The organism is Aliikangiella sp. G2MR2-5, assembly GCF_015687155.1.
Lineage (GTDB): Bacteria > Pseudomonadota > Gammaproteobacteria > Enterobacterales > Kangiellaceae > Aliikangiella.
In genome coordinates this window covers 151,941-177,649 of the sequence record NZ_JADPQF010000002.1, presented here as the reverse complement: position 1 = coordinate 177,649, position 25,709 = coordinate 151,941, and the positions used below count along the sequence as shown (strand labels likewise).

Sequence of the window (25,709 nt, the reverse complement as noted above, 5' to 3'; positions counted from 1 at the left end):
CTATGCCAGTTTATTGAACCTGAATTTATCAGTTTAAACTGAGGAACATTTGATATGTACGACGATTCGATAGCTGGTCCTTCATCAGTTGATAAGGCCAACTCTAGCACTAATACTGAGCCTAAACACACGATTACTCGTGCTCCTTTGCCTGCAAGTAAAAAAGTTTACGTGACTTCTGAAACCATGCCGGAAGTCAGTGTGCCTATGCGGCAAATTGATTTAACCGATGGCACGCATGTAACCGTTTATGATACATCCGGGCCTTATACTGACCCCGCGGCTGAAATTGATGTTCGCAAAGGCTTGAATGATGTTAGAAGTCAATGGATCGAGGCGCGTGGCGATACCGAGTTTTACCAGGGACGTGAAGTCAAACCTATCGACAACGGTATTACCGACGAGACCAAGGCGTTTGAGTTTTTTAATCAGGATCTGCAACGCAAACCACGTCGCGCCAAAGCCGGGCATAATGTAACTCAGATGCACTATGCCCGCCGCGGTATAATCACGCCGGAAATGGAATACATTGCTATTCGTGAAAATCAGGCCAGAGAAGCTTTAAAAAACGAATTTACCACCGAAGAGCGAAATAAACGATTAGCCGGTAATCCTATGGGAGCGAACCTGCACCCCGGCTCTCTAGAACCAATTTCGGCCGAATTTGTGCGTAAAGAAATTGCCGAAGGGCGAGCGATTATACCGGCGAATATCAACCATACCGAACTGGAGCCGATGATTATCGGACGGAATTTTCTGGTCAAGATAAACGCCAATATCGGCAACTCGGCGGTGACTTCCAGCATCGAAGAAGAAGTGGAAAAACTGGTCTGGTCGATCCGCTGGGGCGGTGATACGGTGATGGATCTCTCTACCGGTAAACATATTCACGCTACTCGTGATTACATTGTTCGTAATTCACCGGTACCAATTGGTACTGTACCAATTTATCAGGCGCTGGAAAAAGTAAACGGTGTCGCCGAAGACCTGACGTGGGAAGTTTTTCGCGATACTTTGATTGAACAGGCCGAGCAGGGCGTTGACTATTTTACCATCCACGCCGGTGTCCTTTTACGTTATGTACCGTTAACTGCAGAGCGCGTTACCGGCATTGTTTCTCGTGGTGGTTCCATCATGGCGAAATGGTGCATCGCGCATCATAAGGAAAATTTCCTTTACACCCATTTTGATGAAATCTGTGAAATCATGAAAGCTTATGATGTCAGTTTTTCATTAGGTGATGGTCTGCGTCCCGGCTCGCTTGCCGATGCCAACGATGCGGCACAATTTGGCGAGCTGGAAACTCTGGGCGAGCTTACCAAAATTGCCTGGGAACATGATGTTCAGGTGATGATTGAAGGACCGGGTCATGTGCCAATGCACATGATCAAAGAGAACATGGACAAGCAACTCGAGCATTGCCATGAAGCGCCATTTTATACGCTTGGGCCGCTGACTACCGACATTGCGCCGGGTTACGATCATTTTACTTCCGGGATTGGCGCCGCCATGATCGGCTGGTTCGGTTGCGCCATGCTGTGTTACGTCACGCCGAAAGAACATTTGGGTTTGCCAAACCGTGATGATGTAAAAGAAGGCATCATTACTTACAAAATCGCAGCGCATGCTGCCGATGTGGCAAAAGGTCATCCGGGTGCGCGTTATCGTGACGATATGTTATCCAAAGCGCGTTTTGAATTCCGCTGGGAAGATCAGTTTAACCTGGGACTGGACCCTGACCGCGCGCGTGAATTTCATGATGAAACCCTGCCGAAGGATTCTGCCAAGGTGGCTCATTTTTGCTCCATGTGCGGCCCAAAATTCTGCTCCATGAAAATTTCTCAGGAAGTCAGAGATTATTCTGATGAACAGAAAAGAATCGAACAGGGTATGCAGCAAAAGTCGGCTGAATTTAAAAGTCAGGGCGGCGAAATCTACGTCGAACAAAAAGACTAGTCGGTCAATATTTGATGTCGCATATTCTGGTATCTAATCAGCAAAACATTGGTATCGTTGGCGCCGGTATTATGGGGCGTCTGCTCGCCTGGCGGTTAATGCAAAGTGGTCATAAGGTTACCCTGTTCGATAAAGATCCAATCGAGCAGGGGAATGCTGCGGCTTATACTGCAGCAGGTATGCTAACGCCATTTGCTGAAATCGAGTCGGCTGAGTTACTCATTTTTCAAATGGGAATGCGCTCGCTTCAGCTTTGGCCCGAGTGGCTCAAAATGTTTAACGCCGAGGTCGGTTTTTATCAAAAGGGCAGCCTGGTTATTAGCCATGCGCAAGATAAAGCCGACTTGCTTCGCTTTAACCAGCAGCTCAACTATAAACTGGCGCAGGATGAACAGGTTAAGGTTCGACTAGTTGAAGAGATGGAACGCCCTCGGCAAATTAGTCATGACGAGCTTTTTGAACTGGAACCGGAAGTCGCGTCCCGCTTTCATGAGGCGACCTGGTTGCCACAGGAAGCCTGGCTCTGTACCAAGTGTGTTATGAAAACACTGGCTGAGCGATTGTTGGAAGAAGGCGCCTCCTGGTATGCGCATAAAGCCATCGAGCAACTGGGTGAAAACTTTGTTCAGTTTGGCAGGCAAAGGCTCGAATTTGATCGCGTTATCGATTGTCGCGGATTAGGTGCGCGCGAAACGGTTAAAGGCCTAAGAGGTGTGCGTGGCGAACTACTTCTACTGGAGGCGCCAGATGTCAATATTTCTCGTCTGGTGAGACTAATGCACCCGCGTTATCGTTTGTATCTGGTGCCCAAAGGTCGTGATAATCTTTATACAATTGGGGCAACACAAATTGAAAGTGACGATATGGGGCCGCTCACTGTTCGTTCGGCATTGGAATTACTGACGGCTGCTTATAGTCTTCATCCCGGCTTTTCCGAAGCGAGAATTGTGGAAAGCAAAACCAACTGTCGGCCGGCGCTCTCCAATAATTTGCCACAAGTCAGGAAAAGTAATGGTGTGTTACAAATCAACGGACTCTATCGTCACGGCTTTCTTTTAGCGCCCGCCATCGCCGAAGAGGTTTGTCGCTATATTGATCAGGGCGATGATGCAAAGTCTGCTTTTGAATCATTATTTCAATTTGAAAGTTTTCAGGAGAATTTTGTCTGATGCCGCAAGTTATTGTTAACGGCCAAATTACCGATGTCGTCGAGAGCAATCTGGCCGAGTTTTTATCTGCCCGTCAAAATGCGCAAAGCAGTTTTGCAGTAGCGCTCAATGAAACATTTGTTCCAAAAGCCGAGTATCAGAATACTTTGCTAAAAGAAGGTGACCGGATTGAGCTGGTTTCGCCAATGCAGGGTGGTTAAGTTTAAAAAGCTTATTTGAAATTTTATCCAGAAACCTTATCCAGAAATTTTATCCAGTAATTTTATCCAGTAATTTTCGCCGAACTGAGCGAGTTAATGAGAAAACAAACCATGTGGCAACTTGCAGATAAAGAAATCGAAAGCCGACTGTTAATTGGTACTGCGCTTTATCCATCTCCTGAAATCATGCTGGAATCGATAAAAGCTTCCGGTTCTCAGGTGGTAACTGTTTCGCTTAGAAGACAAAACCCGATGGCTTCCGGTGGTCAGGACTTCTGGCAAATGATTCAGTCACTTAACTTAAATCTGTTGCCAAATACTGCGGGCTGTCATTCCGTTAAAGAGGCAGTTACTACCGCACAGATGGCGCGAGAACTCTTTAATACCAACTGGATCAAACTGGAAGTAATTGGTGATGACTACAATTTGCAACCGGATCCTTTCGCCTTGCTGGAGGCAACTAAAGAGTTGATTTCTCAAGGCTTTGAAGTTTTTCCCTATTGCACTGATGATCTGGTTTTGTGCGAAAAGCTGGTGGAAGCTGGATGTCGCATTCTTATGCCGTGGGGAGCGCCTATCGGGACGGGGAAAGGTTTGATTAATCCTTACGCGTTAAAAACGATTCGCGAAAGATTGAAAAACGTTACGCTTATTGTGGATGCAGGAATTGGAGCTCCGTCTCATGCGGTTGAAGCTATGCAGTTAGGTTACGACGGAGTGCTATTGAATACCGCCATTGCACAGGCCAATGATCCGGAGAAAATGGCGACTGCGTTTAAGCATGCGATGGCTGCTGGCAGGTTGGCATTTGAGTCCGGCCTTATGCCGGAGAGGGATATGGCGCAGCCGAGCACGCCGACTATTGGTACGCCTTTTTGGCATCAGAATTAGAGTGTGCTCAATAAATCCGACAAACTTTTTTACTTACTGGGAACCGAGTTTTTTTGAAAGTAGTGTTTCAATGAAAAAAGTCGTGCACAACCGATTACTTTGATTGATTTCATTCAGCAGATTCTAAAGTAAATAGCTGAATTCTCTACTATACTCAATTATAAAGTCGATAGACTCTCTCCAGGTATTTCAATGCGTCGCCACTTGAAACAAGCAGTATCGATTACGCTGCTGATAGGTGTGGCTCTTCTGTTGTTTTCTACTTTTGTGGTCTCCGCTGGAAAATCAGTCATTCTGGCAAAAATAGACGGTGCCATTGGACCGGCCAGTGCCGATTATTTTATCCGAGCCATCGACGAGGCTGAAGCCATTGATGCCAAGCTCTTGGTGCTGGAACTCAATACGCCTGGTGGTCTTGATAAGTCCATGCGCCATATGATCCAGGCAATCCTCGACTCAAAAGTGCCCATAGCTGTTTATGTGTCCCCTAAAGGAGCGCGTGCGGCTAGTGCGGGTACCTATCTGGTTTACGCTAGTCATATCGCGGCAATGGCCGATGCGACCAATCTTGGCTCAGCAACACCGGTTTCTATTGGCATGATAGAGCCGGGCAAGCCGAACAAGAAGCCGACTGATCCGGAAGCCACTGATAGTGAGCCTGAACCGGCGAATGATCAGACTGCAATGCAACGTAAAGTGGTGAACGATGCTAAGGCATACATTCGTAGCTTGGCTCAGCTACGTGGTCGTAATATCGAATGGGCGGAACAGGCGGTCGAAAGTGCGGCTAATTTGTCGGCTAGCGAAGCGCTCGAGAAGAGTGTAATCGACGTCATCGCCTATGACCTGGAGCAACTATTTGAAAAACTCGATGGCAGGGAAGTTTTAGTAAATAAAGCCAAAGTCACGCTGGATATGAAAGCGCTCGAATTAATCCGTCTGGAAACTGACTGGCGAACAGAACTGCTGATGTTAATTACCGATCCGGCGGTGGCTTATCTGTTGCTTCTCGCCGGTGTCTACGGATTGATGTTTGAGTTTTTGAATCCGGGGAGTTTGCTACCGGGTACAATCGGCGCCATCTGTCTTTTGGTTGGCCTCTATGCGCTCAACCTTTTGCCGATTAATTACGCCGGACTCGGGCTACTTTTGTTGGGAGTGACCCTGATGCTGGCAGAAGCGTTAGCGCCCAGCTTCGGTATTCTCGGGCTCGGGGGTATTGCAGCGTTCGCAATCGGTTCTTTTATGTTGATGGATTCTTCTTTGCCTGGTTATCAGATTGCCCCCGCACTAATCATCACTACGACACTTGCAAGCGCTTTAATTCTGATTTTTCTGTTTTCCATGATAATCAAGTCCAGGCGGAGTCCAGCGGTCAGTGGTAAAGCGGAACTGGTTAATCATTCAGCCGTTGCTTTGGAAGATTTTGAAGGGCGGGGACGAGTCATGATTCGTGGTGAAGTCTGGCAAGCACAAAGTGATACACCAATTCATCAATCACAATCCGTTACTGTGACTTCGGTTGACGGACTCACCCTTAAAGTTAAAGTGGAGGATTAGGATGTTCCCTCAAATCGGTCTTTTTTTTGGTATTATCGCCATATCAGTTTTGTTCAGTATTTTTAGAGTACTACGAGAATACGAGCGCGGCGTGATTTTTATGCTGGGGCGTTTTTACAAGGTAAAGGGTCCTGGATTAATTATTGTCATTCCTTTTATCCAACAAATGGTCAGGGTCGATCTGCGTACGGTAGTGATGGATGTTCCAACCCAGGATGTAATTTCTCGCGACAATGTTTCGGTAAAAGTGAATGCGGTTATTTATTTTCGCGTACTCGATTCTCAGCGGGCAATAATTAACGTTGAAAACTATCTTGAAGCCACCAGTCAGCTGGCACAAACAACATTGCGTTCGGTATTAGGCCAGCACGAGCTTGATGAAATGTTAGCATCTCGGGAGAAGCTTAACGCTGATATTCAGGATATTCTCGACAAGCAGACTGACGGATGGGGAATCAAAGTCTCAAACGTGGAAATCAAGCATATTGATCTGGACGAATCCATGATCCGCGCTATCGCCAAACAGGCGGAAGCTGAGCGGGAGAGACGGGCCAAAGTGATCCATGCGGAAGGTGAGTTACAGGCATCTGAGAAATTATTACAAGCGGCTAAGAAACTGGCCGAGCAGCCGGAAGCTATCCAGCTAAGGTATTTGAGTACTCTGTCGAATATTGCCGGAGATAAGAGCTCAACCATTGTTTTTCCATTGCCGATCGATATTTTTAACAAATTAAAATAGTCAATTAAGAGTTAACTTATTGAAGGTTTTAGTGTCGAGAAGCAAAAATGACGACACACTTTTTTGCAATGCAATGCAATGCAATGCATTGCATTGCTTGCAGTGCCTCTGCGTTGTTTTTTGTGTTAGTCTTTCGGCGTCAATCACTGATATTAATCACCGGCATTTAGCCCAATTTCACGTTCGACAAAAATATAGAAAACTATGCAGATTACATCAGAAGAAGAATTACGAGCGCTTTATGGCTTTCCAAAAGGTAGAGCGAAAGATAAACAATTGGCAAGGCTGGAAAAGCATAGCATTCAATTTATTTCACTCTCACCCTTCGTTCTTATTTCCACATCCGATAAACAAGGAAGGCTCGATTGTTCTCCGCGAGGAGGGGAGCAAGGTTTTGTCAAAGTGCTAGATGAACAGACGTTACTTATTCCTGACTCAAAAGGTAATAATCGCCTGGATAGTCTGGTTAATATCGTTGAAACTGGCAATGTTGGCTGTTTATTTATGATCCCCGGTGTTGATGAAACTTTAAGAGTTAATGGTGATGCTTGTCTTTCAATTTCTAAAGAGCATTTGGCATTATTTTCGGGCTGGAAAAATCCGCCAAAATCCTGCATTAAAATCAGTATCACAGAAGTCTTCCTGCATTGTGCCAAAGCCTTGATGCGTTCAAAACTATGGCACAGTGACAGCCAGATAGTAAGAACCGAGCTGCCCACCATGGGAAGAATGCTCAATGATCAACTATCTATCTATGAAGAGCCGGAAACTCAGGCACAAATGGTTGAGCGCTATCAGTCGGATTTATAAAAATAAATACTATCAACTCAGAAGTTGATTTCAGTAATTTAACAGGAGTTTACCATTAACAAGTTAGGAAAAATTTTCGCAATGGTCTGTCTACTCGGACTGCTGGGCGGATGTATCAGCGCGACAGGCCGGCTTTCAGTCGAACTTCAAAAACAAATTGAAAGAGAAGTTCGCCAGTCATTTGATGCACTGGTTAGCGCTTCAAAAGCGCTGGAGTCAAAAAAATATTTCGATCTGATTGACGCTGAAAAATTTATCGGTTTAAACGCCGATGGTTCGAACTGGAATTCTGTCGATGATCTAAAGGCTTTGATTGAGCCGGGCTTTAATATGGTAGAAAAAGTTGACTCGATTGAGTTTACCAACGTCAAAGTTTCGGTTATCGATCAGAATACAGTAATACTCGTCAATGAATACCAGCAAAGTCTCAGGCTAAAGAATGGTGAGCAATATGTTGATGCCGGTGGCGGTACTCAAGTGTGGTCGAAATCCACAGGAAAGTGGTTGTTGGTGAGTATTTCTGCCAGTTCCAGACAGTAGCGCACGATTTGAAAATTAATTTTAAATGCGGTTATCAATTAGAATGGTATACTCGTTCCGGACTGTCGTTTAAAGAGTATTAATATATGAATATATGGGTCGATGCAGATGCTTGTCCTGGAGCCATTAAGGAAGTTTTGTTTCGGGCGGCTAACCGTACAGGCATTCTGCTGACGCTGATCGCTAACCAGCATATTCGTGTGCCGCAATCAAAAAATATTCGCATGATGCAGGTACCTTCCGGTTTTGACGTCGCGGACAACGAAATAGTTAAAAGAACCGAAGCGGGAGATTTGATTATCACCAGTGATTTGCCGCTTGCAGCTGAAGTCATTGAAAAAGAAGGGCTGGTGTTAAGTCCGCGCGGAGAGCGTTTAACCAAAGACAATATCGGCCCTCGTCTTAATATGCGTGATTTTATGGAAACCATGCGCGCCAGTGGCGTTAATTCCGGTGGACCTCCAGCAATGACCAAAAGTGATGTCAAAGCCTTTGCCGATCAGCTGGATCGACTGTTGGCAAAGGCGCCTAAAAATTAGTGGTTATGGAACTGTAAAAAATTGACGAGGCATTTCTTAAACTAACAATTAATTTGCAATGGAGGGCCAGTGAAAGTTCGTAGAGCTACACTCAATGATTTATCCTGTCTGGTGGAGTTTACCGCCGAAGAAGCCAGAGAAGCTGAGGGCAGCATCAAAGTTCCGGCAACTTTGGAAAAAGGAATTCTTGTCGCACTGGAAGATCCTTCAATTGCAACCTACTGGGTTTTAGTCGATGAAGACGATAATCCGGTCGGTAGTGTTTCAGCCATCAAGGAATGGAGCGACTGGAACGCTGGTTATTATTGGTGGATTCAGAGCATGTACTTGTCGCCCTCACAAAGGGGAAAAGGCCGAATGTCTTTATTGCTTGATGCGGTGAAAGGAGAAATGAAAAAGCAGGGTGGTCTGGAGTTACGACTTTATGTTCACGAAAATAATACAGCTGCCATTGATGCGTATGAAAAATCGAACTTTGAACACTCACCTTATCGGATAATGAGTATTGGTTCAGAATTAAACTGACATTAGCTTTAAATAGATCTGGAAGATAGTGAGCGGGAGGAATAGAGTCATTACGCGGACATTTCCTGGTTGCATGGGATATGTGTCCAGGTAGCTTGAAGTGGAAGTTCAACTAAATCCCAAAATTAAAGAATACCTCCTAAATATAGCGGCCACTTTCCCGGTGATAATGTTCTTACCACGCTTCACTATCTTTCTATCTATATGATTTTAAAATAATTTCTATTATTGAGATGTGTATTTATCGTCAGTAAATCACGATAATAACGAGACTTTACTTTAACTTTCACGTCTAACTCCCTGCTACCAGAAAAAAAGCTCTTTTGCTGATAAAAAAAATTCCGTATTATCGTGATTTACTGAAGATAATAAGCTGTTACGCATAGGATAGGCATGAGATTTTCAACTACATATTTTGAAGTTTATCCTTATGAGGACGACGAGGTTAATCCTGGGATACTCGGCAAGTCGCTGTGCAAGTGGGTAAAGGAGCAGCTGTTGGGTACTCGCTTTGAAGTGACTGAAACCATTGCTGAAGATTTTGGTTATTGTTTGATGATACATCGTAAGCCCTATTGGTTGTGGGTTGGTTGTCAGGGTTTAAGTGATTTTAACTATCCTGAAAATGGATTATCTGAAGACATAGCTACGAAATTTCCTCTTGATCAGATCGAGTGGAATCTATGGGTTGCAACAGAGATGGGCTGGTTGAATAGATTATTGCGTCGCGACAATAGGAAAACCGATAGACAAGATTTGCTGAAACTACTTGAAGATCGGTTGCTTTCAATTGGTGTTATTAATATATAAGATAAATAGGTAAGCATTGCGTAACAACAGCAGGCAGATTGACTAGCGCAAGCTCCGGCGAAGCCTCCGCTTACACTAGCAACTGCTGTCTACGTTAGAAGCCACCACGAGTTGAGCTTATGGAAATTGCAAAGAAAATAGGAAGTATTTTACTTGGTCTGATAATTCTTGCTGCTTTGGTATATGGAGGATATTGGATTGTTGTGGAATGTATTGCGCTGCTTTCAAAACTCCAAAAGGAAGTATTGGCAGCATTAATTGGTGCAATGGCTACGGTTTTTGCAGGCATTGCAGCAGTAATTATTAGTCAAAAGCAATCAAAGCAACGAGATATCGATGAGTCACACAGGCCCAAAAAGGTAGAAATATATAAAAAGTTTCTTGATGCTGTGTCTGGATTGATGGCAGCACAGAACGAAAACGTAACTAAGAAGGGTATGACCGATCAAGAGTTGGTTGATTATTTAGTTGAGTTTAAATCGGAATTGCTTTTATGGGGGTCGCCTTTGGTGATAAAGCGGCAGCTTGAATTTGAAGAAGTATCCAGAAAGAATGGAAATATTTTTACTGCCGTAAATAATCTATATAAAGCCATTCGAGAAGATATTGGGTTAAGTAATAAAGGGCTCAATTCACATGAGCTAGTGAAAATGTATCTTAGTGATCCCGGCGAACTTGACGAAATCTTAGCTTCTAACAAGTCAATGCAGCCGACCGCTGACGCGTCGGCTGATTGAGGCGTTACATTGCTTGGAGGTTAAGTGCTAAAAGATCTAGTTAAAGAAAACAGCCTACAGAACCATATTAAGCTATTAGAAGAGCTTTCTAGCCCTTGTGTGTATGGTGTAGTAAATGGAAGTGCGAATGGTCTTGGTTGTTCTAAAGTGGGCGGTCTACCGCATGCAGATAAAGATTTTACTTGGCCTAAATACAAGGGGGTTCCCTTGGAATTTGTTGCGCAATTAAACCTGAGTGACCTGGAAGGCACCAACTTACCTGATACTGGTCTCTTGTTGTTCTTTTATTCAAATGGTGTCTGGACTGACAAAAAAATGCATAAAGATTTTGTTAGGGTGATTTATGTCCATGACATGGGGTGCCTTGAAGTTAAAGAGCCTGAGTATGAATATAAAAAACGTTTATTTGGTTTGTTGAAACCAAAAATGATACCGCAGGTCTTTGACGAGTACGGTATTGGATTTTGTGGCGGTGATTCTCTACCTGATTTAGATAATATCGATACAATTCCTTCTCTCTCATTATTTGATAATGATGACGAGTTATTGGATTCATATTGCGGCTTAAAATGGGGGCTTTCGGAGAAGGCAGTCTTGCAAATTGGAGGCTATCCAAATCCAGTTCAGTATGATGGCATTGCGGCTGGTGCTGCGTCAATTATGGAAAAAGGGGCTGCTACTGATTGGGAGTTATTGCTAGAAGTTGATAGCAAATTAGGGTTTATGTGGGGGGATGCAGGCAGGCTTTATTTCTACGTGCATAAAGATGATTTAAAGACTGCGGAGTTCGCTGACGTTTGGATGGAGTTTCAATGTCATTAAGGCATAAATGTAGCAAGTTGCTCAATTTGACGCCTGGCGGCGCAAATTAGCAAGGCGTTAGAAATCCATGGCGAATATTGTGCAGTCTTCTAGAAAACAATTGAGTATGTATGCTTCAGGTGATTACATAGGAAAGATTGAGACGGTTCGTAAACTAGTAGATCCCATTCAATTTAGATTAATCCCGGCTCACATTACTCTATGCAGAGAAGATGAGTTGAAGGACTTAAATCACATTAACAAACGTCTATCTCAAATTAATTTTCCAACGTTAAAAATCAGATTTGCCAAGGCCAAACGTTTTGGTAGCCATGGTCTCATGATGGAGTGCATAGAGGGAGAGCGGGACTTTCTTCAAATTAGAGAGTTTATTCTCGAGTCGACACAAATCAGAAGACAGATTCCACATGTTACATTAGCGCACCCAAGGAATAATAAGGCAAGTAGTAATTCACTTACCAATACTTTTATTTTGCCAGAAAATTTAGAGCTAGAATTTCCGACCATACATCTAATTGAGCAAATTAACAGCGAACCATGGCATGTACTTTCAACGTATGACCTACAATAGAGAATTTCTAACAGGCTGTTCAAAAGAATTTTTTTAGTTTGAGGAGCCTTTCAATAATCCTATCCTGAAATCTATAGACCAAGGAATGAGCTTTATAATTAATCTTGCAAAGCAAGAAGTCGACTCTAGCTATGTAAACAAAGAGACCATCATTCCTGGCTTAGATGCGCCAATTGTCGATGTTAACGGCTCAAAAGTCGGATTGATAGACTACAAGTTGAATCGTGAGCCTAATACATATGTAAAGCGTGCAGTGTTGTATAGTGAAAAAGGATTGTATTCATAAGCTTTGATTACGCCTAAGTCACAACCCACAGATAAAAAAGGAATGCTGTTAATGACAGCAATTATTGCAACTGCTAACGACGGTGCATTTTAAGTGCATACAAGGCGCCGCTGTCGGACAAATTTTACGCTGCTCTCCAAAGTTAATGCAGGAAGCGGCGCTACATGAAGAAATAGAATCATCGAAGATAATAAAAAGTTCTCTGATGCACTAGCAGAAATTTTAATAACACTGTAGGAAATTAGAAGTAAGTGGTGTAGGATAGCGGCCCTAAATCAGGGGGCGAACTTTAATTCATTATCTGAAATTTATTTAAACTACAGTAAGTTGCTCTCACAAATCTTTCTCAAACGTCTCCAATAAAGCTAGATTCAAATCGAAAATCTATAAAATGAAGTAAGGACAATCTGATGTACAAAATTAAGTGTTCGCTGCTGAACATTATTCACTCTCTTTTTTGTTTAGTCATGCTGAGCTTTTCAATATCGTCACAAGCAGACCAGACAGATGAACTTATCGGCAAACTGATGGCGGAACGAAATATACCAGGCCTACAATTGGCGGTCGTCAAAAATGGGAAAATTATTAAAACGGGCAATTATGGTCAATCCAATTTACAAGACAAGATTGCAGTGCAAAGCAATACCTTGTTCCCAATCAATTCAATGACGAAGGCGTTTACCGGTGTTGCTCTGATACAGTTGGTGGAAAAAGGTCTGCTTTCTATAGATGATCCTATCGGTAAACATTTACCTAACTTACCTGAAAAGTGGAAAACGCTAAAAATTAAGCAGTTGATGGCTCATACCTCAGGCCTACCAAAAATATTAAGTGGTCGTTTGGTTGATCTTATTGTACTGGGTGATCAAGATGCCTCCTGGGAAAAGGTACAGAAGCTTCCTTTCATATCTGAACCCAACACGGAGTTTTTTTACAATCAGACGGGTTATGTGGTGATTGGAAAGATCATCGACAAGTACGTCGAAAAAGGCTTTCCTGAGTTTATCACCGAAAAGCAATTTAACGTCGTAGGAATGGATTTGACCGCCAAAGCGGGATTTGATTATCTGGAATACGTTGTCCCAAACCAGGCTCGACAATATTTATTCGCAGGGGAAAATAAGTACAAAAACTTTTATGGTGAGTTTCCTTATATAATGAGAACAGCTGCAGGAATGAGTTCTACGGCGAGTGAATTGGCACAATTTCTGATCGCATTAGAGTCAGGGAAGTTAGTTGGTAATTTAAATCTGCTTTGGACTCCTGTTACTTTAAATAACGGTAAAACCGGTGGGTTCAATGATTTTGAAAATGGCTATGCAATGGGATGGCAGGTTATTGATAGGCCAAAGCATCGCGCCATTAGTGCCAGTGGCGGTAATGCTGTTACCATGATTCACTACCCAGAAGATCACGTGTCAGTTGTGGTCCTAACTAACCTTATAGGTGCCTTACCTATACAGTTTGTCGATAAGATAGCAGAACAATATATCGAAGGGTTTAACCTTTAATTCCGGACTTCGATAACCGTTTTTTAGCACAATTAATATAGATGGCAACTCACAACGAATTGGAATCGGACACGTAGCAGTTTGCTTGCTTCGACCAGGTTTCACTTTATTGCAGCAGTGGCCTTTTCTATAGGATCCAATTGAGACTGGATTCGAAATAAGTGCGAGCCAGTCTTAACTTCTTCTGACAATCCGTTGGTCCGATGGAGAATGCTGTTTTGTTTTTAGAGCAAGTATGCTTCTGCCCAATAATTCATTTTACCTACCTTCATTTTTGAGAATTATCCCCTTTACCGAGATTTCTTGTCGCTTTGCAGTTATAATGCGGCGCCCGGTAGCGGCGACAGCAGTGACCGTGTCTGCAGGGTTAGTAAGTGCTTCCCTTGGATTTGCGGGAAATTATTTTAATATCAAGTAGTTAGATATGCTTCATCAGAACAAAAATCGACCAGCTATTTTAGTGATCGCAGCCAGCGACTCCGCTGGTATGGCCGGTATTGCGCAGGACGTCAGAACGCTGTCAGCGTTGGGAATGCATGCTTGCACCGCAATAACGGCAACTACGGCGCAAAATAACTATAAAGTGATCGCGATTAATCCCGTTGACGAGGAAAATCTCTCCTCCCAGCTTGAGGCGGTCAAAGAACTGGATATCGAGTGGGTCAAGGTTGGTTTGCTCGCCAATATGGCACAGGTAAAGCTGGTGGCCAAATTCATTCAGGAAAACAACCTGAAACTGATACTGGATCCGGTACTTAAAAGCAGTAGCGGCTTTGAGTTTTTCCCGCAAAAAGATTTAGCCGCTTACGTTGACACCTTGTTGCCGGTTGCGACCTTAATTACGCCAAATCGTGAAGAAGCTGCTGAGCTGGCATATCTGGGTGTTAACTCACCCGAAGAGGTCGAGCTGGCGGCAGATTCACTAATGCTACTCGGTGCGAGAAATGTATTGATTACCGGTGGTGATGTCAGTGGCAACCTGTGTCAGGATTATTTTGCCAGTGATGAAAAGTGTTTCTGGTTGACCAGTGAAAAGCAGATGAGCCGCAACACCCGCGGGACGGGTTGCGCCATGTCTTCAACCATAGCCGCCTGCCTGGCGATGGACTATTCGCTATTTGATGCAGTAGTGATCGGAAAAATGGCTGTCAATCAGGGGATCGCGGACAGCTATAAAGTCGGTGAACATAAAGGCCCGATACATATTAGCCATTTCCCCAATAAGGGACATCATTTGCCGGTATTATCTGGAACTGCCGATGTCTCCGTGAACAAAGAGCGCTTTCCTGGCTGTTTGCTGGTGGCGGGTGAGCAGAAAAATCTGGGACTTTATCCTGTCGTTGATAGTGCCGACTGGATCGAAAGGCTCTTGCCTCTGGGGGTTTCCACCATTCAGCTGCGAGTAAAAGATCTGCGCGGTGCGGCGCTTGAAAACGAAATAAAGCGCGCGGTAGAGGTTGCTCGTTTTCATGATTGTCGCTTGTTTATCAATGACTACTGGCAGCTGGCAGTCAAGTACGGCGCCTATGGTGTTCACCTCGGTCAGGAAGATCTCGACACTGCGAATCTCGATGAAATTTTGCAAGCCGGATTGAGGTTAGGAGTGAGTTCCCATTGTCACTACGAAGTAGCCAGAGCTATTCAGTACAAACCTTCCTATATTGCATGTGGACCTGTGTATCATACTAACACCAAGAAAATGCCCTGGACTCCGCATGGAGTTGAAGGATTGTCATATTGGGTTAACGCACTTGATTATCCTGTAGTCGCTATTGGAGGGATCAATGGTGAGAGATTGGCTGAGGTTATTGCTACCGGGGTTAATAGTGTTGCTATGATCACTGCTATTACCGAAAGTCAGCAACCTGATGATGTTACTAAAAGCTATCTTTCTTTGTTGGCTGAAACGCAGCCGGTTTGAAAAATGTGAGAAATGTCTCACAAAACATTCAGAATCTGACTAGCGACGAGAAACTCAACAATCGGTAAAATGCGCTCAATATAATATCCAGTTCAGGCATTCAGGGACGGTTAAATGTCATTTTCACCTAGAAGCACAGATAAACAATCTCAAGAATTTAGTCGAAGCGGCCGTATTGTTCGTTCGAAAGGCGAATTTTTTTATCGCACTCGAGAGCAAAAGTACGTTGGACCTTTTGCTACAAAGACTGAAGCTATGTTTGATATTAATGTATTTATCGAAGCCAAAAAAATCGAAATGGAAATTCAGAACGAATTTTTTGGTGATGTAGCCTAAACCCTGATATTCATTGTCAAAGAAGTTGTGGGGGCCTTGAGTTGGCAGTTATTGCTGCTCCAGCCTGGTCCTGAGCAAAGATTCAAGTCTTTCCTGATCGGCAGCAAATAACCTGATACCTTCAGCTGTTTTCTCTGTTGCCATCGCATCCTGATTAAATTCCCAACGAAACACCTGCTCAGTCATTTTCTCTGGTTTCGGCTTGATTGATTCCGAAGGCTTTAATTTTCGTAAAACAGGTTCCTGACACCTACATAGCTCATCCATTAAGGCGGGACTAATTGTTAGCCGGTCGCATCCTGCCAGCTCGATAATCTCTTCTTTATTTCTAAAGCTAGCACCCATCACCACCGTTGGATAGCCATAGTCTTTGTAGTAGGTATAAATTCGCGTGACTGAAGCTACGCCCGGGTCTTCACTGGCTGGAATACTTTCTTTTCCGGTTGCCTTTTTATACCAGTCAAGAATTCTGCCGACAAAAGGAGAAATTAAGAAAACACCTGCTTCAGCGCAAGCACGCGCCTGAGCGAAACTGAACAGTAAAGTCAAGTTGCAGTTTATCCCCTCTTTTTCCAATACTTCCGCCGCCTTAATTCCCTCCCAGGTCGATGCTATTTTGATTAATACTCTGGATTTATCGATACCGAGAGACTGGTATAGCTCGATAATTTTGTGTGCCTTTAATATTGTTTTTTCTGTATCAAAGGACAGTCGAGCATCAACTTCTGTGGAGACTCTCCCCGGGATTAGCTCAAGTAACTGTTGGCCGATAAGGACTGCTAGATAGTCTCCGGCTTCGATAACTTGAGAGTCTGGCTGACTGGCATTTTGTTGGGCATATGCAATCGCTCTGTCAATTAAGCCCGAATACTCCGGAATAGCTGCGGCCTTTAACAACAGGGACGGATTAGTTGTAGCATCCTGCGGGGCAAAATCGGCGATAGCATTAAAGTCGCCTGTGTCAGCGACCACCATGGTCATGGATTTCAGTTGTTCAAGTTGATTAGACATACCGGCTCTTGTTGGTTACAACAAATGGAGTAACAGGCTCTCTACAATAGAAGCTTGCTATAGGCAGGTCAACAACAAGAATATGACTCTTTGATATAACCACTATTCCGGTTGACAAACTCTTGATTAAGAATAGTGGCGATCATGAAAAAGAAAAATTAACAGGGCTTTATTGGACGGCCTTCCTGGTTCCAAAGAACATGAAATTTGTGTCCGGCAGGCTGGTCGATACGTTCAAAAGTATGTGCACCGAAAAAATCTCTTTGACCCTGTAGCAGGTTAGTAGGCAACGTTTGGCAGCGAAAAGAATCGTAGTAAGCCAGCGCGCTGCTAAAGGCTCCGCATGGAACGCCAACAAGTGTCGCATTAGCAATCGCTTTTCGCCAATTGGTTTGGTGAACGTTAATTTGTTCAACAAAAAATGGATCAAGTAACAGGTTGCTGAGTTGTTCATCGCGTTCGAAAGCGTCAGCGATGGGTTGCAGAAATGCCGCACGAATAATGCATCCGGCTCTCCAAATTTTGGCAATACTTGCAAAGTTCAGGGTCCACTTATACTCCTGGGCCGCGAGCTGCATCAACTGGAACCCCTGAGAGTAGGCACAAATTTTTGAACAGTACAGCGCGTCGTGCAGGCATTGAACGACACTCTCTCTACTGTCTATTAAGTGACCTTCAAACTGAGGGCCCTGAAGCAGCTTGGCTGCTTTCAAGCGATCTTCTTTCAAGGTAGACAGAGAGCGAGCATAAACTGCTTGAGCAATTGTAGGTGCCGGGCTGCCGAGTTCCAGACTGGATACCGCTGTCCAGAGACCGGTTCCTTTTTGACCCGCTTTATCCAGAATCAAATCAACTAATGGTTTTTGAGTTTCATCATCGACTTTACTAAGGACTTCAGCAGAAATTTCTATCAGATAGCTTTCGAGTACCCCTTCATTCCATTCACTAAAAACGCCGGAGATCTCTTCAGGTGACATTTGCAGGGCTTCACGCATAATATGATATGCCTCGCAGATAAGTTGCATGTCAGCATACTCGATCCCATTGTGGACCATCTTTACAAAGTGGCCTGAACCACTCGGGCCGATAAAAGCAGCGCAAGGTTCACCTTCTTTTACCGGGTTTCCGGGTTCAAATCGCTGAATTGCTCGCCCTGATACAGGATCAACTTTCGCTGCTATTGCTTTCCAGACAGGCTCAATTCTAGTCCAGGCGTAGGGGTCGCCTGACGGCATTAGAGACGGACCAAAACGCGCGCCAACTTCTCCACCAGAAACGGCCGTCGAGAAGAAATAAAATCTGCCTCTATATTCCTTTTCTCTTCTTACAGTATCGGTCCACAAGCTATTGCCGGTATCAACCACAATATCATCTGCTTTAATTCCCGCGTCGATAAGCTTGTGGCAAACGTCATCGACTATATCGCCAGCAGGAATAGAAAGAATAATCAAGTGCGGTTCGGATAGTTTGGACAATAGTTCGGTATAGGAGCTGCAACCGACAATCCGTTGTTCCCCTGATTCAGCTTTATCTTGCGCGATAGCCTCGTCGATTTTGTGATGGTCTAAATCGAATGCTGCGATGCTATAACCATTGTCGGCCAGGTTAAGTGCGAGGTTTTTCCCCATAACGCCAAGTCCGATAAATCCGATATCACAAAGTTCGACAGGTTCTGGCTGGGACATTGAGGCTCTCTTTAGTTAGCATGAAACTTATTATCGATTATTTTAGCGTATTAATGATTTTTTTTCATTTTGCATTCGAATGCAGAAGAGGGGATGTATTGCATTTTACGATAAATTGTTATGCTATTTGCGGACATTAAAAAGGGCGCAAAAAGCGCCCTTTTATTGATTGAAACTAGCTGTTAATTAATCAACCAGTCCATATTCATTTTTCAGAATTTCAATAATTTCTGCTTTTGGATTTTCAGATAGTACTATCTTTTCCCCGGTAATTTTTTCGGCTATCGAAGTGTAGGTCTCAGATACAGCCATCAACACCGACTCAGGAAGTTCATTGTCTCGTGCTAAAGCCGCACGTTCTTCCATTCGGTCTTTATTCAGGAGAATATCAGGATCAGGGAAGTGATTGAGAAGTTGCTGGCGGAAAGCCTCTTTCGATTTTTCAACGATCTTTCCTTCACGTTGAGAAGGGCCATCCCAGATTCTTGATGAGTCAGGTGTACCGACTTCATCCATGTAGATAAGTTTTTCGTTTCCGGCCTTGTCTGTTACGTAGCCAAATTCAAACTTGGTATCAACGAAAATCTGATCAAGCTTGGCAAGCTCATCGCTGATCATGTCAAAGCCTTCTTTAAGTAACTTTTCATAGAGGTCAATATCTTCTTTGCTACGGAAGTTGAAAGCTTGATAGTTCTCTTCAATATTCTGACGAGTAATGTTGACATCATCCTGGGCTGGCACTCCAGGAATCCCTTCTAAAATGCCTTTAGTCGAGGGAGTAATCAATAGCTCTGGAAGTTTTTGATCTTTCTGCAGGCCCTCGGCGATTTCAATACCACAGAACTCTCGTTCACCTTTTTCGTAGGCTCGCCACATTGAACCGGTGATATATTGGCGTGCGATGGCTTCGATCATCACTGGTTTTGCCTTTTGCACAATCCATACAAACGGATGTGGAATATCCAGAATATGACTGTCCGCCAGTCCATTTTCCCGGAACAATTTGAACCAGTGGTTTGAGATCGCATTTAGTGCAGCCCCTTTTCCAGGAACCCCATTCATACCGCCTTCACCGCGCCAGATACAATCGAAAGCGGAAATCCGGTCACTGATGACCATAATGGCCAGAGGTGCATCGGGGGCGACATCGTAGCCTTTTTCTTTAATAAGACGCGCGCTGTCTTCTTCGGTTAACCAGTAAACCGAACGTACTTTACCACTGTGGACTGGCTGATTGGTACGGATTGGTAAGTCGTTATTAACGGCTAATACCTTATCGGCTAGTCTGTTATCAGCAGAACTCATATCAAATTGTCCTCTTTAAGACGTAAATTTTAATCGTTAAGGATAGTCTAAAAATCGTTTGTCAGGAGTGTTTGAACAACTCAATTAAACCTGTCGCTATGAGACAGTTTATTTTTAGAGGCGGGATTATACCAGAAGGGAGGACCGGTGCAAAAATAGGCAATAGCTAAAATCAACTGAATAATTGACCGGCGCTATCCTGAGCAAATCGTTCTTTGAAGAGTTTTATGCTTTGCGCCAGGTCACTCCGCTTTAAAGAGAAATTAACCTGGCGACCTGTTTTGCTGATCGCAACGGGAACGAATCAGTGGAAATGCATATGGCGCGGGGATTGCTCAAAGCCCTTTGGCATTAAGTAGTCGCGATACAGGTAGCGATAAAGTTTTCTGGGCTTTACACTGACAACCTTCTCTTCTTCTCCATTTTGTGAATGCGAATCCGCTTTTAGCGTTTGTAGCCACATGGAGTATTCTTGCTGATGCCTGGTCGCTATTTGATTCAGAAGTGATAGATAGCTTTCAAAATCATTATTCTTTAACGCGAGAGCGAGACTTCTGAAGTTGGAAATGTCATTTTCTGCAAGGAATCGAATCACAAGATAAGACCAGCGATAGGTCCTGTCGAGTCCATCCTGGTAGGTTGTCGCAAACTCTGTCTCTAGTGTCGGCCACTCGGCTTGCGGAGTTTCGCTGAGTAGCTTTAATGCACGAGGGTTGTCCTTCCCTTTGGAAATATATTCCGCCAGACCTTCTGACCACCACACCAGTTTTTCAGGGAAGTGGCCGAATGCGCCGTATTTAACAAATCGACCATCCAGATAGTGGACATATTCGTGATTTAAATTCCAGACACCAAAATCGGGGCGCTCCCAGAACATCTCGAAGGAGAAAAACGTTGCCTGATTATTTTTTTCCCAAGGATTTCCTTCGATATACATTCCACCATTATCAGTATGGATATTGAAGGTGAGGGCACCATATTCGTTGTACTGGCTGTAGTTATCAAATATTACTACTCGTAAGGAGTCATTAAAATCATCGTCGGCCGGGAGCCTGTCTGTGGCCAATAGTTGATGAAAGCTATCCTCTTGAGATGTCAATTTTTGACAGGTGAGACTGAGTTCTTCGCCACTCATCTGGTTGGCCCGGATAAAGAGCGATGGGGAACATTCGTGTTTTATTGGCAAAGCGGTGTCTATTTTGGGAATGCTACAGAACTCTGAAAATGACTCCTGACAGTCATCCTGAACTCGGAACGAGTTTACCAGGTAGCGGCGGGAAAAATAAAAAGACTTATCTTGCTCTGAAAGGAAGTCTGCTGTGGAGAGGAATTTCTGTACCGCAGAATCCAGTTTCTCCTGTGACTCTTTACTGCTGATTCTGTGAAGGTAGCCTGCAGACCAAAGCGTGTGTTGAAGAACCCAGTCCTTCCTGGACTGTATCTCCAGAAGCTCGGTCAGTGCATTCACCAAAGAATCTTCTTTCAACAGAGCCTCTTTCATTGACTGACTTCGTCGAGCTTCGTAGGACAGGAACGCAATGCTGCGTAAAGTTTCCCATAAAGTATATTCTGCCTGGGTTGTCAGTTGGGTCGTCTCTGTTTTGGTCAATTGGCGCAGTATTCGGGCTATATTATTGCGATGTTGCGAAATCATGGGGTGATATTTTTTATCACTGAAAAATAGATAAATGCTGACAAGATAGTTTTCCTGAAGGCGCAAGGCGCTTTCATTTGTTGAAAAGAACTCTGCATTATCCGTTAGCTGGAGCAATAGGCTGTGGAGCTGTCCGGTTTGTTGCTCGGTAAGCTCTGGATTGTCGGCAAAATAATAAAAGCTTCGGAGGTAGTAAAGCAGAGAGCTAACATTTGCAAGCTTTTGCTGACCGTTCAAATTTGATTGCAGAACAGCGAGTAGTTCATTAATTCTTTCACTATTACCGTGCTCAAAGGTTTTGCTCCAGCCTGCCTGAGGTTCTGACAAGATAGTTTCCAGAGGAGCCCTTTTATAGATGCAGCCAGCCAGAACGAGAGCGCTGACCACTAATATATTTAGACGTATAAACTGTTTTATACGAGATAACCGTTTAATTCGAGACAAATATTTCAATCGAGACAAGACCATCCACCACTTTTTCTACTGAATAAATTAAATATTATTGTGTGCAATGATATCTTTTGGGTAGGTAAATTCAAGTGATTTATTATTGCCGATATCGGATTACCTCAGTATATTAGCCCGTTTGCTCTCTCCTTTTAACTTTTCAGGCTTTAAAATCAATGAGTTATAACGGTGAAGTTGCTGCTTTGGCTACCGCGCTATGTTGGGCGGTATCGGTTATCTATTTCCGTAAACTTGGTGGTGCTTTTAATCCTCTTAGTCTCAATCTTTGGAAAGGCGTCCTGTCCATAGGCGGGCTGACTCTTTTGCTAGTTTTTAACGCAACTAGACTGCCACAAATCTCTACAATACTCTGGCTGTTGCTCAGTGGTTTTATTGGTATTGGAATTGGAGATACCGCTTTTTTCTCTGCCCTCAACCGAATGGGAGAAAGAGCAACATTACTTCTGGCTGAGACCCTTGCGCCGGTTTTTACCGCACTGTTGGCGATGTTTTGGATCAATGAATGGCTTTCTGTTGTTCAGTGGCTTGCTATTGCTATTATCCTGTTTGGTGTTGATATTGTTGTTCGCGCAAAGAAAGGCAGGAAGCGGGCTATCGACTTTAATCCGGGTGGTCTGGGCTTTGCTGCGCTGGCTGCACTGTGTCAGGCGGTTGGTGCTGTTATCGGGCGTGACATGCTGGTTTCTGAATCTGTCGATGTGATCAGCGCCAGTCTTATTCGATTGAGTGGCGGCTTAATTTTTATTTTACCGGTACTCTGTTTCTCCCGTCAGCGCTGGCTGCCTCAGGTTCAAACGCAAGGTTCGTCCCAAGCTCAAACCCAAACCCAAATTTGGCGATGGCTTTTGCTGGCAACCTTTATTGGAACTTTCATCGCTATGACCCTGCAGATGTATGCTTTCGCAAATGCACAGGCTGCAATTGTACAAAGCCTGTTTGCCAGTTCGGTGATAATTTCCCTGATTTTGGGTAAGTTGCAAGGGCAGGCCACTTCAACAAAAGCGTGGCTGGGTAGCGGGATTGCGGTGCTCGGAGTATTTCTGGTTTTTCTGGGCCCACCTGGTTGAAGGCTTTAAACCGTTAATTTTCATTAACTGTCTTCAACCAAGCGCCTTCTTTGAATCTCGAGTTGGAAACCTGATGTAAAACGATTACTAGAAGTAAAAAAGTATGTGTCGTTTTCCACTCTGCTCTAATGATTTCAATTGATGATTTCGACCCCATCTGTCAGGTTAATAGTACCTTGAGTTCTTGGGATTAAATTCATACCAAAGTACACTCCTCCGGGGCCTCTTCGGTAAGAAGCCAGTGTTTTTAACGGTTCACCGATACTACTTTTCTTACCGGTATCAGGATCGACTGTCGTTAAAATACAGCGGCTGCAGGGTTTAACCAGGTCGAAGATGATTTCACCAACACGAAGTTTTTTCCATTCATCTTCTGCAAAAGCGTGACACCCCTTGACGACGATATTGGGGCGAAAGTTGCGCATTTCTACAGGGGTATCAAGACGTGAATTCAGATCCGCTAATGAACCTTCGGTAGTCAGTAGTAGCGGAAAGCCGTCGGCAAAGCTGACTACATCGCCTGCCTGGGAGTAATCAGGATCAGTTGGTCGCAAAAATGACTGATCATAACTTACTAACCTGATTTCTGTTTTCAGATATTCAGAAAACCACAAGGATGCTTCTGGACTAGTTTCAATTCCTCGACATTTGTCACCCCAAACTTCAACAAATATACAACTGTTTCTGTTTACAGGCGCTTCCTTGATTTTGATTTCTGACATGCCCGGAGCATTTAGCACCAAGTCATCACCTTCGGTTTGTATTGATATTAAAGCGAGCTGGGGATACTTCCGCTGACTGATAAACAGGCCATTTTTGTCGACCAGCATTTTCATTCTGTCGCCTTCCAGACCAAATGGTGTGACCCGGGCACTGACGTGATGAATACCTGCAATCGATTTTACCGGGTAGGTTAAAATTTGTGTTATGGAGAGATTGATGCTCATTATTTATTCTGTTTGAGAAATCATTTTAGCTCCATCATACCCAGATTTGGGTAAAGGTCATACCCCTGTTAGAATGATGTCGTTTAAATAGGAAAAAATCTGCTAACATCTATACTTTGTTCAGGTTAGTTTACCAATAAGAGTGAACTTAATTCATCTAAATTAGAGAACCTTTAAATAATATGACAGACAGTAAAAAAATAATCGTCGGGAGTGAAGAGTGGTGTGGTTTTCCTGAGCTGGGGATACCCGCAATCAAAGCAAGAGTAGACTCAGGAGCAAAGACATCTTCTTTGCATGCTTTCAATATTCACACCTTCAAAAAAGATGCGGAACTTTGGGTTAGCTTTGAGATTCATCCCATCCAGCAGAGTCGCCAGCCTGTGATTCGTTGCGAAGCTGAGGTTATCGACAAGCGCAGAGTCAAGAGCTCAAGCGGTGAGTCGGAAAGACGTTATGTTATAAGGACTAAGTTGACCTGCGGCGAGCAGAGCTGGCCGGTCGAGTTAACCCTGACCAACCGGGATTCAATGGGATATCGCATGCTGCTTGGTCGTGAAGCAATGAAAGGCCGAATGTTAGTGGATCCTTCTGCCAGCTTTTGTCTGGGAGCGATTAGTCACAGTCAGTTGAAAGAGCACTATCCAAAAATCGCGGCACCGGTTGATGGTGGTTTGAAGATTGGAATATTGGCGAGCAACCCTGATCTTTACAGCAATAAAAGAATTGTTGAAGCTGCAGAACAGCGTGGTCACACGGTAGAATTTTTTAATATCAAGCAGTGCTACATGAAACTTGATGCCGTTTCGCCGGAAGTGCATTACCGGGGCGGACGTGTGCTTGATAAACTGGACGCTGTAATTACCCGTATTAGACCCAGCTTGACCTTTTATGGTTGCGCCCTGACTCGTCAATTTGAAAGTATGGGAGTTTATACCTGTAATAACTCTGAGGCGATTTCTCAATCGAGAGACAAGTTGTTTTCTTTACAGTTGATGCTTAAAAGCGGTATCAATATTCCAACGACTGGATTCGCCAATTCGCCTATCGATACCAGTGATTTGATTGATATGGTTGGAGGCGCCCCTTTGATCGTCAAGCTGCTGGAAGGTACTCAGGGAAGGGGAGTTGTTCTGGCTGAAACCCGAAAGGCAAGTGAAAGTGTGATCAATGCTTTTAAAGCATTGAAAGCGAATTTGCTTGTGCAGGAATTTATCAAAGAGGCTAATGGCAAGGACCTGCGCTGTTTTGTTATTGACGGAAAAGTTGTTGCTTCTATCGAAAGAACTGCAGCGCCAGGCGAGTTTAGAGCCAATATCCACCAGGGAGGAACCGCAGCAATTGTTAAGATAACGCCTGAGGAGCGAAAGCTGGCGGTATTGGCAGCGAAAACTCTCGGGTTAAAAATTGCCGGGGTCGATATTATTCGTTCGACTCACGGTCCGCTGCTGCTCGAAGTCAACTCTTCTCCAGGCCTTGAAGGAATTGAAACAGCGACAGGTAAAGATGTCGCTGGCATGATGATCGCTTCGCTCGAAAAGAAGCTAGGATGGAAAAGGGAGCTGGCAACTATTAACTAGGCACGGCCATATGATGAAAGGTGCTTGTTGATACAGGCACCTTTTACGTTAAAGTCAAAACCTGTTTTT

25 protein-coding genes and 1 pseudogene are annotated in these 25,709 nt (G+C 44.0%); 21 read left to right on the top strand and 5 right to left on the bottom strand.

The features are described from left to right. The first annotated feature begins 54 nt into the window (after positions 1-54). From thiC to IYN84_RS08090, 18 genes are all read left to right on the top strand, one after another. On the top strand, positions 55-1,956 hold the full coding sequence (gene thiC, locus IYN84_RS08175) for a phosphomethylpyrimidine synthase ThiC (RefSeq protein ID WP_196138721.1): 1,902 nt from the start codon (positions 55-57) through the stop codon (positions 1,954-1,956). Positions 1,957-1,970: 14 nt separating this feature from the next. After that, the gene (thiO, locus tag IYN84_RS08170) at positions 1,971-3,125 is read left to right on the top strand and encodes a glycine oxidase ThiO (protein ID WP_196138720.1); all 1,155 of its coding nucleotides are present in this window, start codon (positions 1,971-1,973) and stop codon (positions 3,123-3,125) included. Next, positions 3,125-3,325 (top strand): sulfur carrier protein ThiS, encoded by a 201-nt coding sequence (gene thiS / locus IYN84_RS08165; protein WP_196138719.1) that lies wholly within the window; start codon positions 3,125-3,127, stop codon positions 3,323-3,325. The genes thiO and thiS overlap by 1 nt, the downstream gene beginning before the upstream one ends. Positions 3,326-3,421: 96 nt before the next feature. Continuing rightward, positions 3,422-4,216, top strand: a complete 795-nt coding sequence (locus IYN84_RS08160) for a thiazole synthase (RefSeq protein WP_196138718.1) — start codon at positions 3,422-3,424, stop codon at positions 4,214-4,216. A gap of 192 nt (positions 4,217-4,408) precedes the next feature. Then, complete coding sequence (locus tag IYN84_RS08155) at positions 4,409-5,776, top strand: nodulation protein NfeD (RefSeq protein ID WP_196138717.1); 1,368 nt, start codon at positions 4,409-4,411, stop codon at positions 5,774-5,776. A 1-nt stretch (position 5,777) separates the two neighbouring features. After that, positions 5,778-6,515: a slipin family protein gene (locus IYN84_RS08150; RefSeq protein ID WP_196138716.1), complete on the top strand. Its 738-nt coding sequence runs from the start codon at positions 5,778-5,780 to the stop codon at positions 6,513-6,515. Between the two features lie 204 nt (positions 6,516-6,719). Beyond that, positions 6,720-7,325 carry a pyridoxamine 5'-phosphate oxidase family protein gene (locus tag IYN84_RS08145; protein WP_196138715.1) on the top strand — a complete coding sequence of 202 codons (606 nt, stop codon included), beginning with the start codon at positions 6,720-6,722 and terminating at the stop codon, positions 7,323-7,325. A gap of 81 nt (positions 7,326-7,406) precedes the next feature. Beyond that, positions 7,407-7,865 (top strand): nuclear transport factor 2 family protein, encoded by a 459-nt coding sequence (locus IYN84_RS08140; protein WP_196138714.1) that lies wholly within the window; start codon positions 7,407-7,409, stop codon positions 7,863-7,865. Positions 7,866-7,951: 86 nt separating this feature from the next. Next, positions 7,952-8,404 carry a YaiI/YqxD family protein gene (locus tag IYN84_RS08135; protein ID WP_196138713.1) on the top strand — a complete coding sequence of 151 codons (453 nt, stop codon included), beginning with the start codon at positions 7,952-7,954 and terminating at the stop codon, positions 8,402-8,404. 69 nt (positions 8,405-8,473) lie between these two features. After that, positions 8,474-8,929, top strand: coding sequence for a GNAT family N-acetyltransferase (locus IYN84_RS08130; RefSeq protein ID WP_196138712.1), 456 nt, complete (start codon positions 8,474-8,476; stop codon positions 8,927-8,929). A gap of 393 nt (positions 8,930-9,322) precedes the next feature. Continuing rightward, a complete protein-coding gene (locus tag IYN84_RS08125; protein WP_196138711.1) occupies positions 9,323-9,739 on the top strand; it encodes a hypothetical protein in 417 nt (138 codons plus the stop codon). Between the two features lie 119 nt (positions 9,740-9,858). Beyond that, positions 9,859-10,476: a hypothetical protein gene (locus tag IYN84_RS08120; protein WP_210330354.1), complete on the top strand. Its 618-nt coding sequence runs from the start codon at positions 9,859-9,861 to the stop codon at positions 10,474-10,476. 24 nt (positions 10,477-10,500) lie between these two features. Then, entirely contained in the window at positions 10,501-11,298 is a 798-nt protein-coding gene (locus IYN84_RS08115) for a YwqG family protein (RefSeq protein ID WP_196138710.1), read from the top strand. Between the two features lie 79 nt (positions 11,299-11,377). Then, positions 11,378-11,869, top strand: coding sequence for a 2'-5' RNA ligase family protein (locus IYN84_RS08110; RefSeq protein ID WP_196138709.1), 492 nt, complete (start codon positions 11,378-11,380; stop codon positions 11,867-11,869). Positions 11,870-11,954: 85 nt separating this feature from the next. After that, positions 11,955-12,155 (top strand): hypothetical protein, encoded by a 201-nt coding sequence (locus tag IYN84_RS08105; protein WP_196138708.1) that lies wholly within the window; start codon positions 11,955-11,957, stop codon positions 12,153-12,155. A 410-nt stretch (positions 12,156-12,565) separates the two neighbouring features. After that, positions 12,566-13,666 (top strand): serine hydrolase, encoded by a 1,101-nt coding sequence (locus IYN84_RS08100; protein ID WP_196138707.1) that lies wholly within the window; start codon positions 12,566-12,568, stop codon positions 13,664-13,666. A 424-nt stretch (positions 13,667-14,090) separates the two neighbouring features. Then, a complete protein-coding gene (gene thiE, locus IYN84_RS08095; protein ID WP_196138706.1) occupies positions 14,091-15,587 on the top strand; it encodes a thiamine phosphate synthase in 1,497 nt (498 codons plus the stop codon). A gap of 114 nt (positions 15,588-15,701) precedes the next feature. Further along, the gene (locus IYN84_RS08090; protein WP_196138705.1) at positions 15,702-15,923 is read left to right on the top strand and encodes a DUF6316 family protein; all 222 of its coding nucleotides are present in this window, start codon (positions 15,702-15,704) and stop codon (positions 15,921-15,923) included. A 48-nt stretch (positions 15,924-15,971) separates the two neighbouring features. Here the strand turns inward: IYN84_RS08090 and tal are convergent, their stop codons facing one another. The 4 genes from tal to IYN84_RS08070 all read right to left on the bottom strand — a co-directional run bounded on the left by tal (position 15,972) and on the right by IYN84_RS08070 (position 21,905). Further along, complete coding sequence (gene tal, locus IYN84_RS08085) at positions 15,972-16,934, bottom strand: transaldolase (RefSeq protein WP_196138704.1); 963 nt, start codon at positions 16,932-16,934, stop codon at positions 15,972-15,974. A gap of 158 nt (positions 16,935-17,092) precedes the next feature. Next, positions 17,093-18,619, bottom strand: a complete 1,527-nt coding sequence (gene gndA / locus IYN84_RS08080; RefSeq protein ID WP_196138703.1) for an NADP-dependent phosphogluconate dehydrogenase — start codon at positions 18,617-18,619, stop codon at positions 17,093-17,095. A 186-nt stretch (positions 18,620-18,805) separates the two neighbouring features. Continuing rightward, positions 18,806-19,924: a phosphoribosylaminoimidazolesuccinocarboxamide synthase gene (locus IYN84_RS08075; RefSeq protein WP_196138702.1), complete on the bottom strand. Its 1,119-nt coding sequence runs from the start codon at positions 19,922-19,924 to the stop codon at positions 18,806-18,808. A 304-nt stretch (positions 19,925-20,228) separates the two neighbouring features. Further along, a complete protein-coding gene (locus IYN84_RS08070) occupies positions 20,229-21,905 on the bottom strand; it encodes a collagenase (RefSeq protein WP_196138701.1) in 1,677 nt (558 codons plus the stop codon). A 296-nt stretch (positions 21,906-22,201) separates the two neighbouring features. On the opposite strand from IYN84_RS08070, the gene IYN84_RS08065 reads away from it, so the two are divergent. Then, positions 22,202-23,113: a DMT family transporter gene (locus IYN84_RS08065; RefSeq protein WP_196138700.1), complete on the top strand. Its 912-nt coding sequence runs from the start codon at positions 22,202-22,204 to the stop codon at positions 23,111-23,113. 134 nt (positions 23,114-23,247) lie between these two features. Here the strand turns inward: IYN84_RS08065 and IYN84_RS08060 are convergent, their stop codons facing one another. Then, a complete protein-coding gene (locus IYN84_RS08060; protein WP_196138699.1) occupies positions 23,248-24,060 on the bottom strand; it encodes an MOSC domain-containing protein in 813 nt (270 codons plus the stop codon). A gap of 182 nt (positions 24,061-24,242) precedes the next feature. Between IYN84_RS08060 and IYN84_RS20945 the strand changes: the two are divergent. Both IYN84_RS20945 and rimK read left to right on the top strand, forming a co-directional pair. Beyond that, positions 24,243-24,650 (top strand): annotated as a pseudogene (locus IYN84_RS20945) (ATP-dependent zinc protease); the annotation flags it as partial. Positions 24,651-24,734: 84 nt separating this feature from the next. Then, positions 24,735-25,640: a 30S ribosomal protein S6--L-glutamate ligase gene (gene rimK, locus IYN84_RS20940; protein ID WP_210330385.1), complete on the top strand. Its 906-nt coding sequence runs from the start codon at positions 24,735-24,737 to the stop codon at positions 25,638-25,640. The last annotated feature ends 69 nt before the right edge of the window (positions 25,641-25,709 follow it).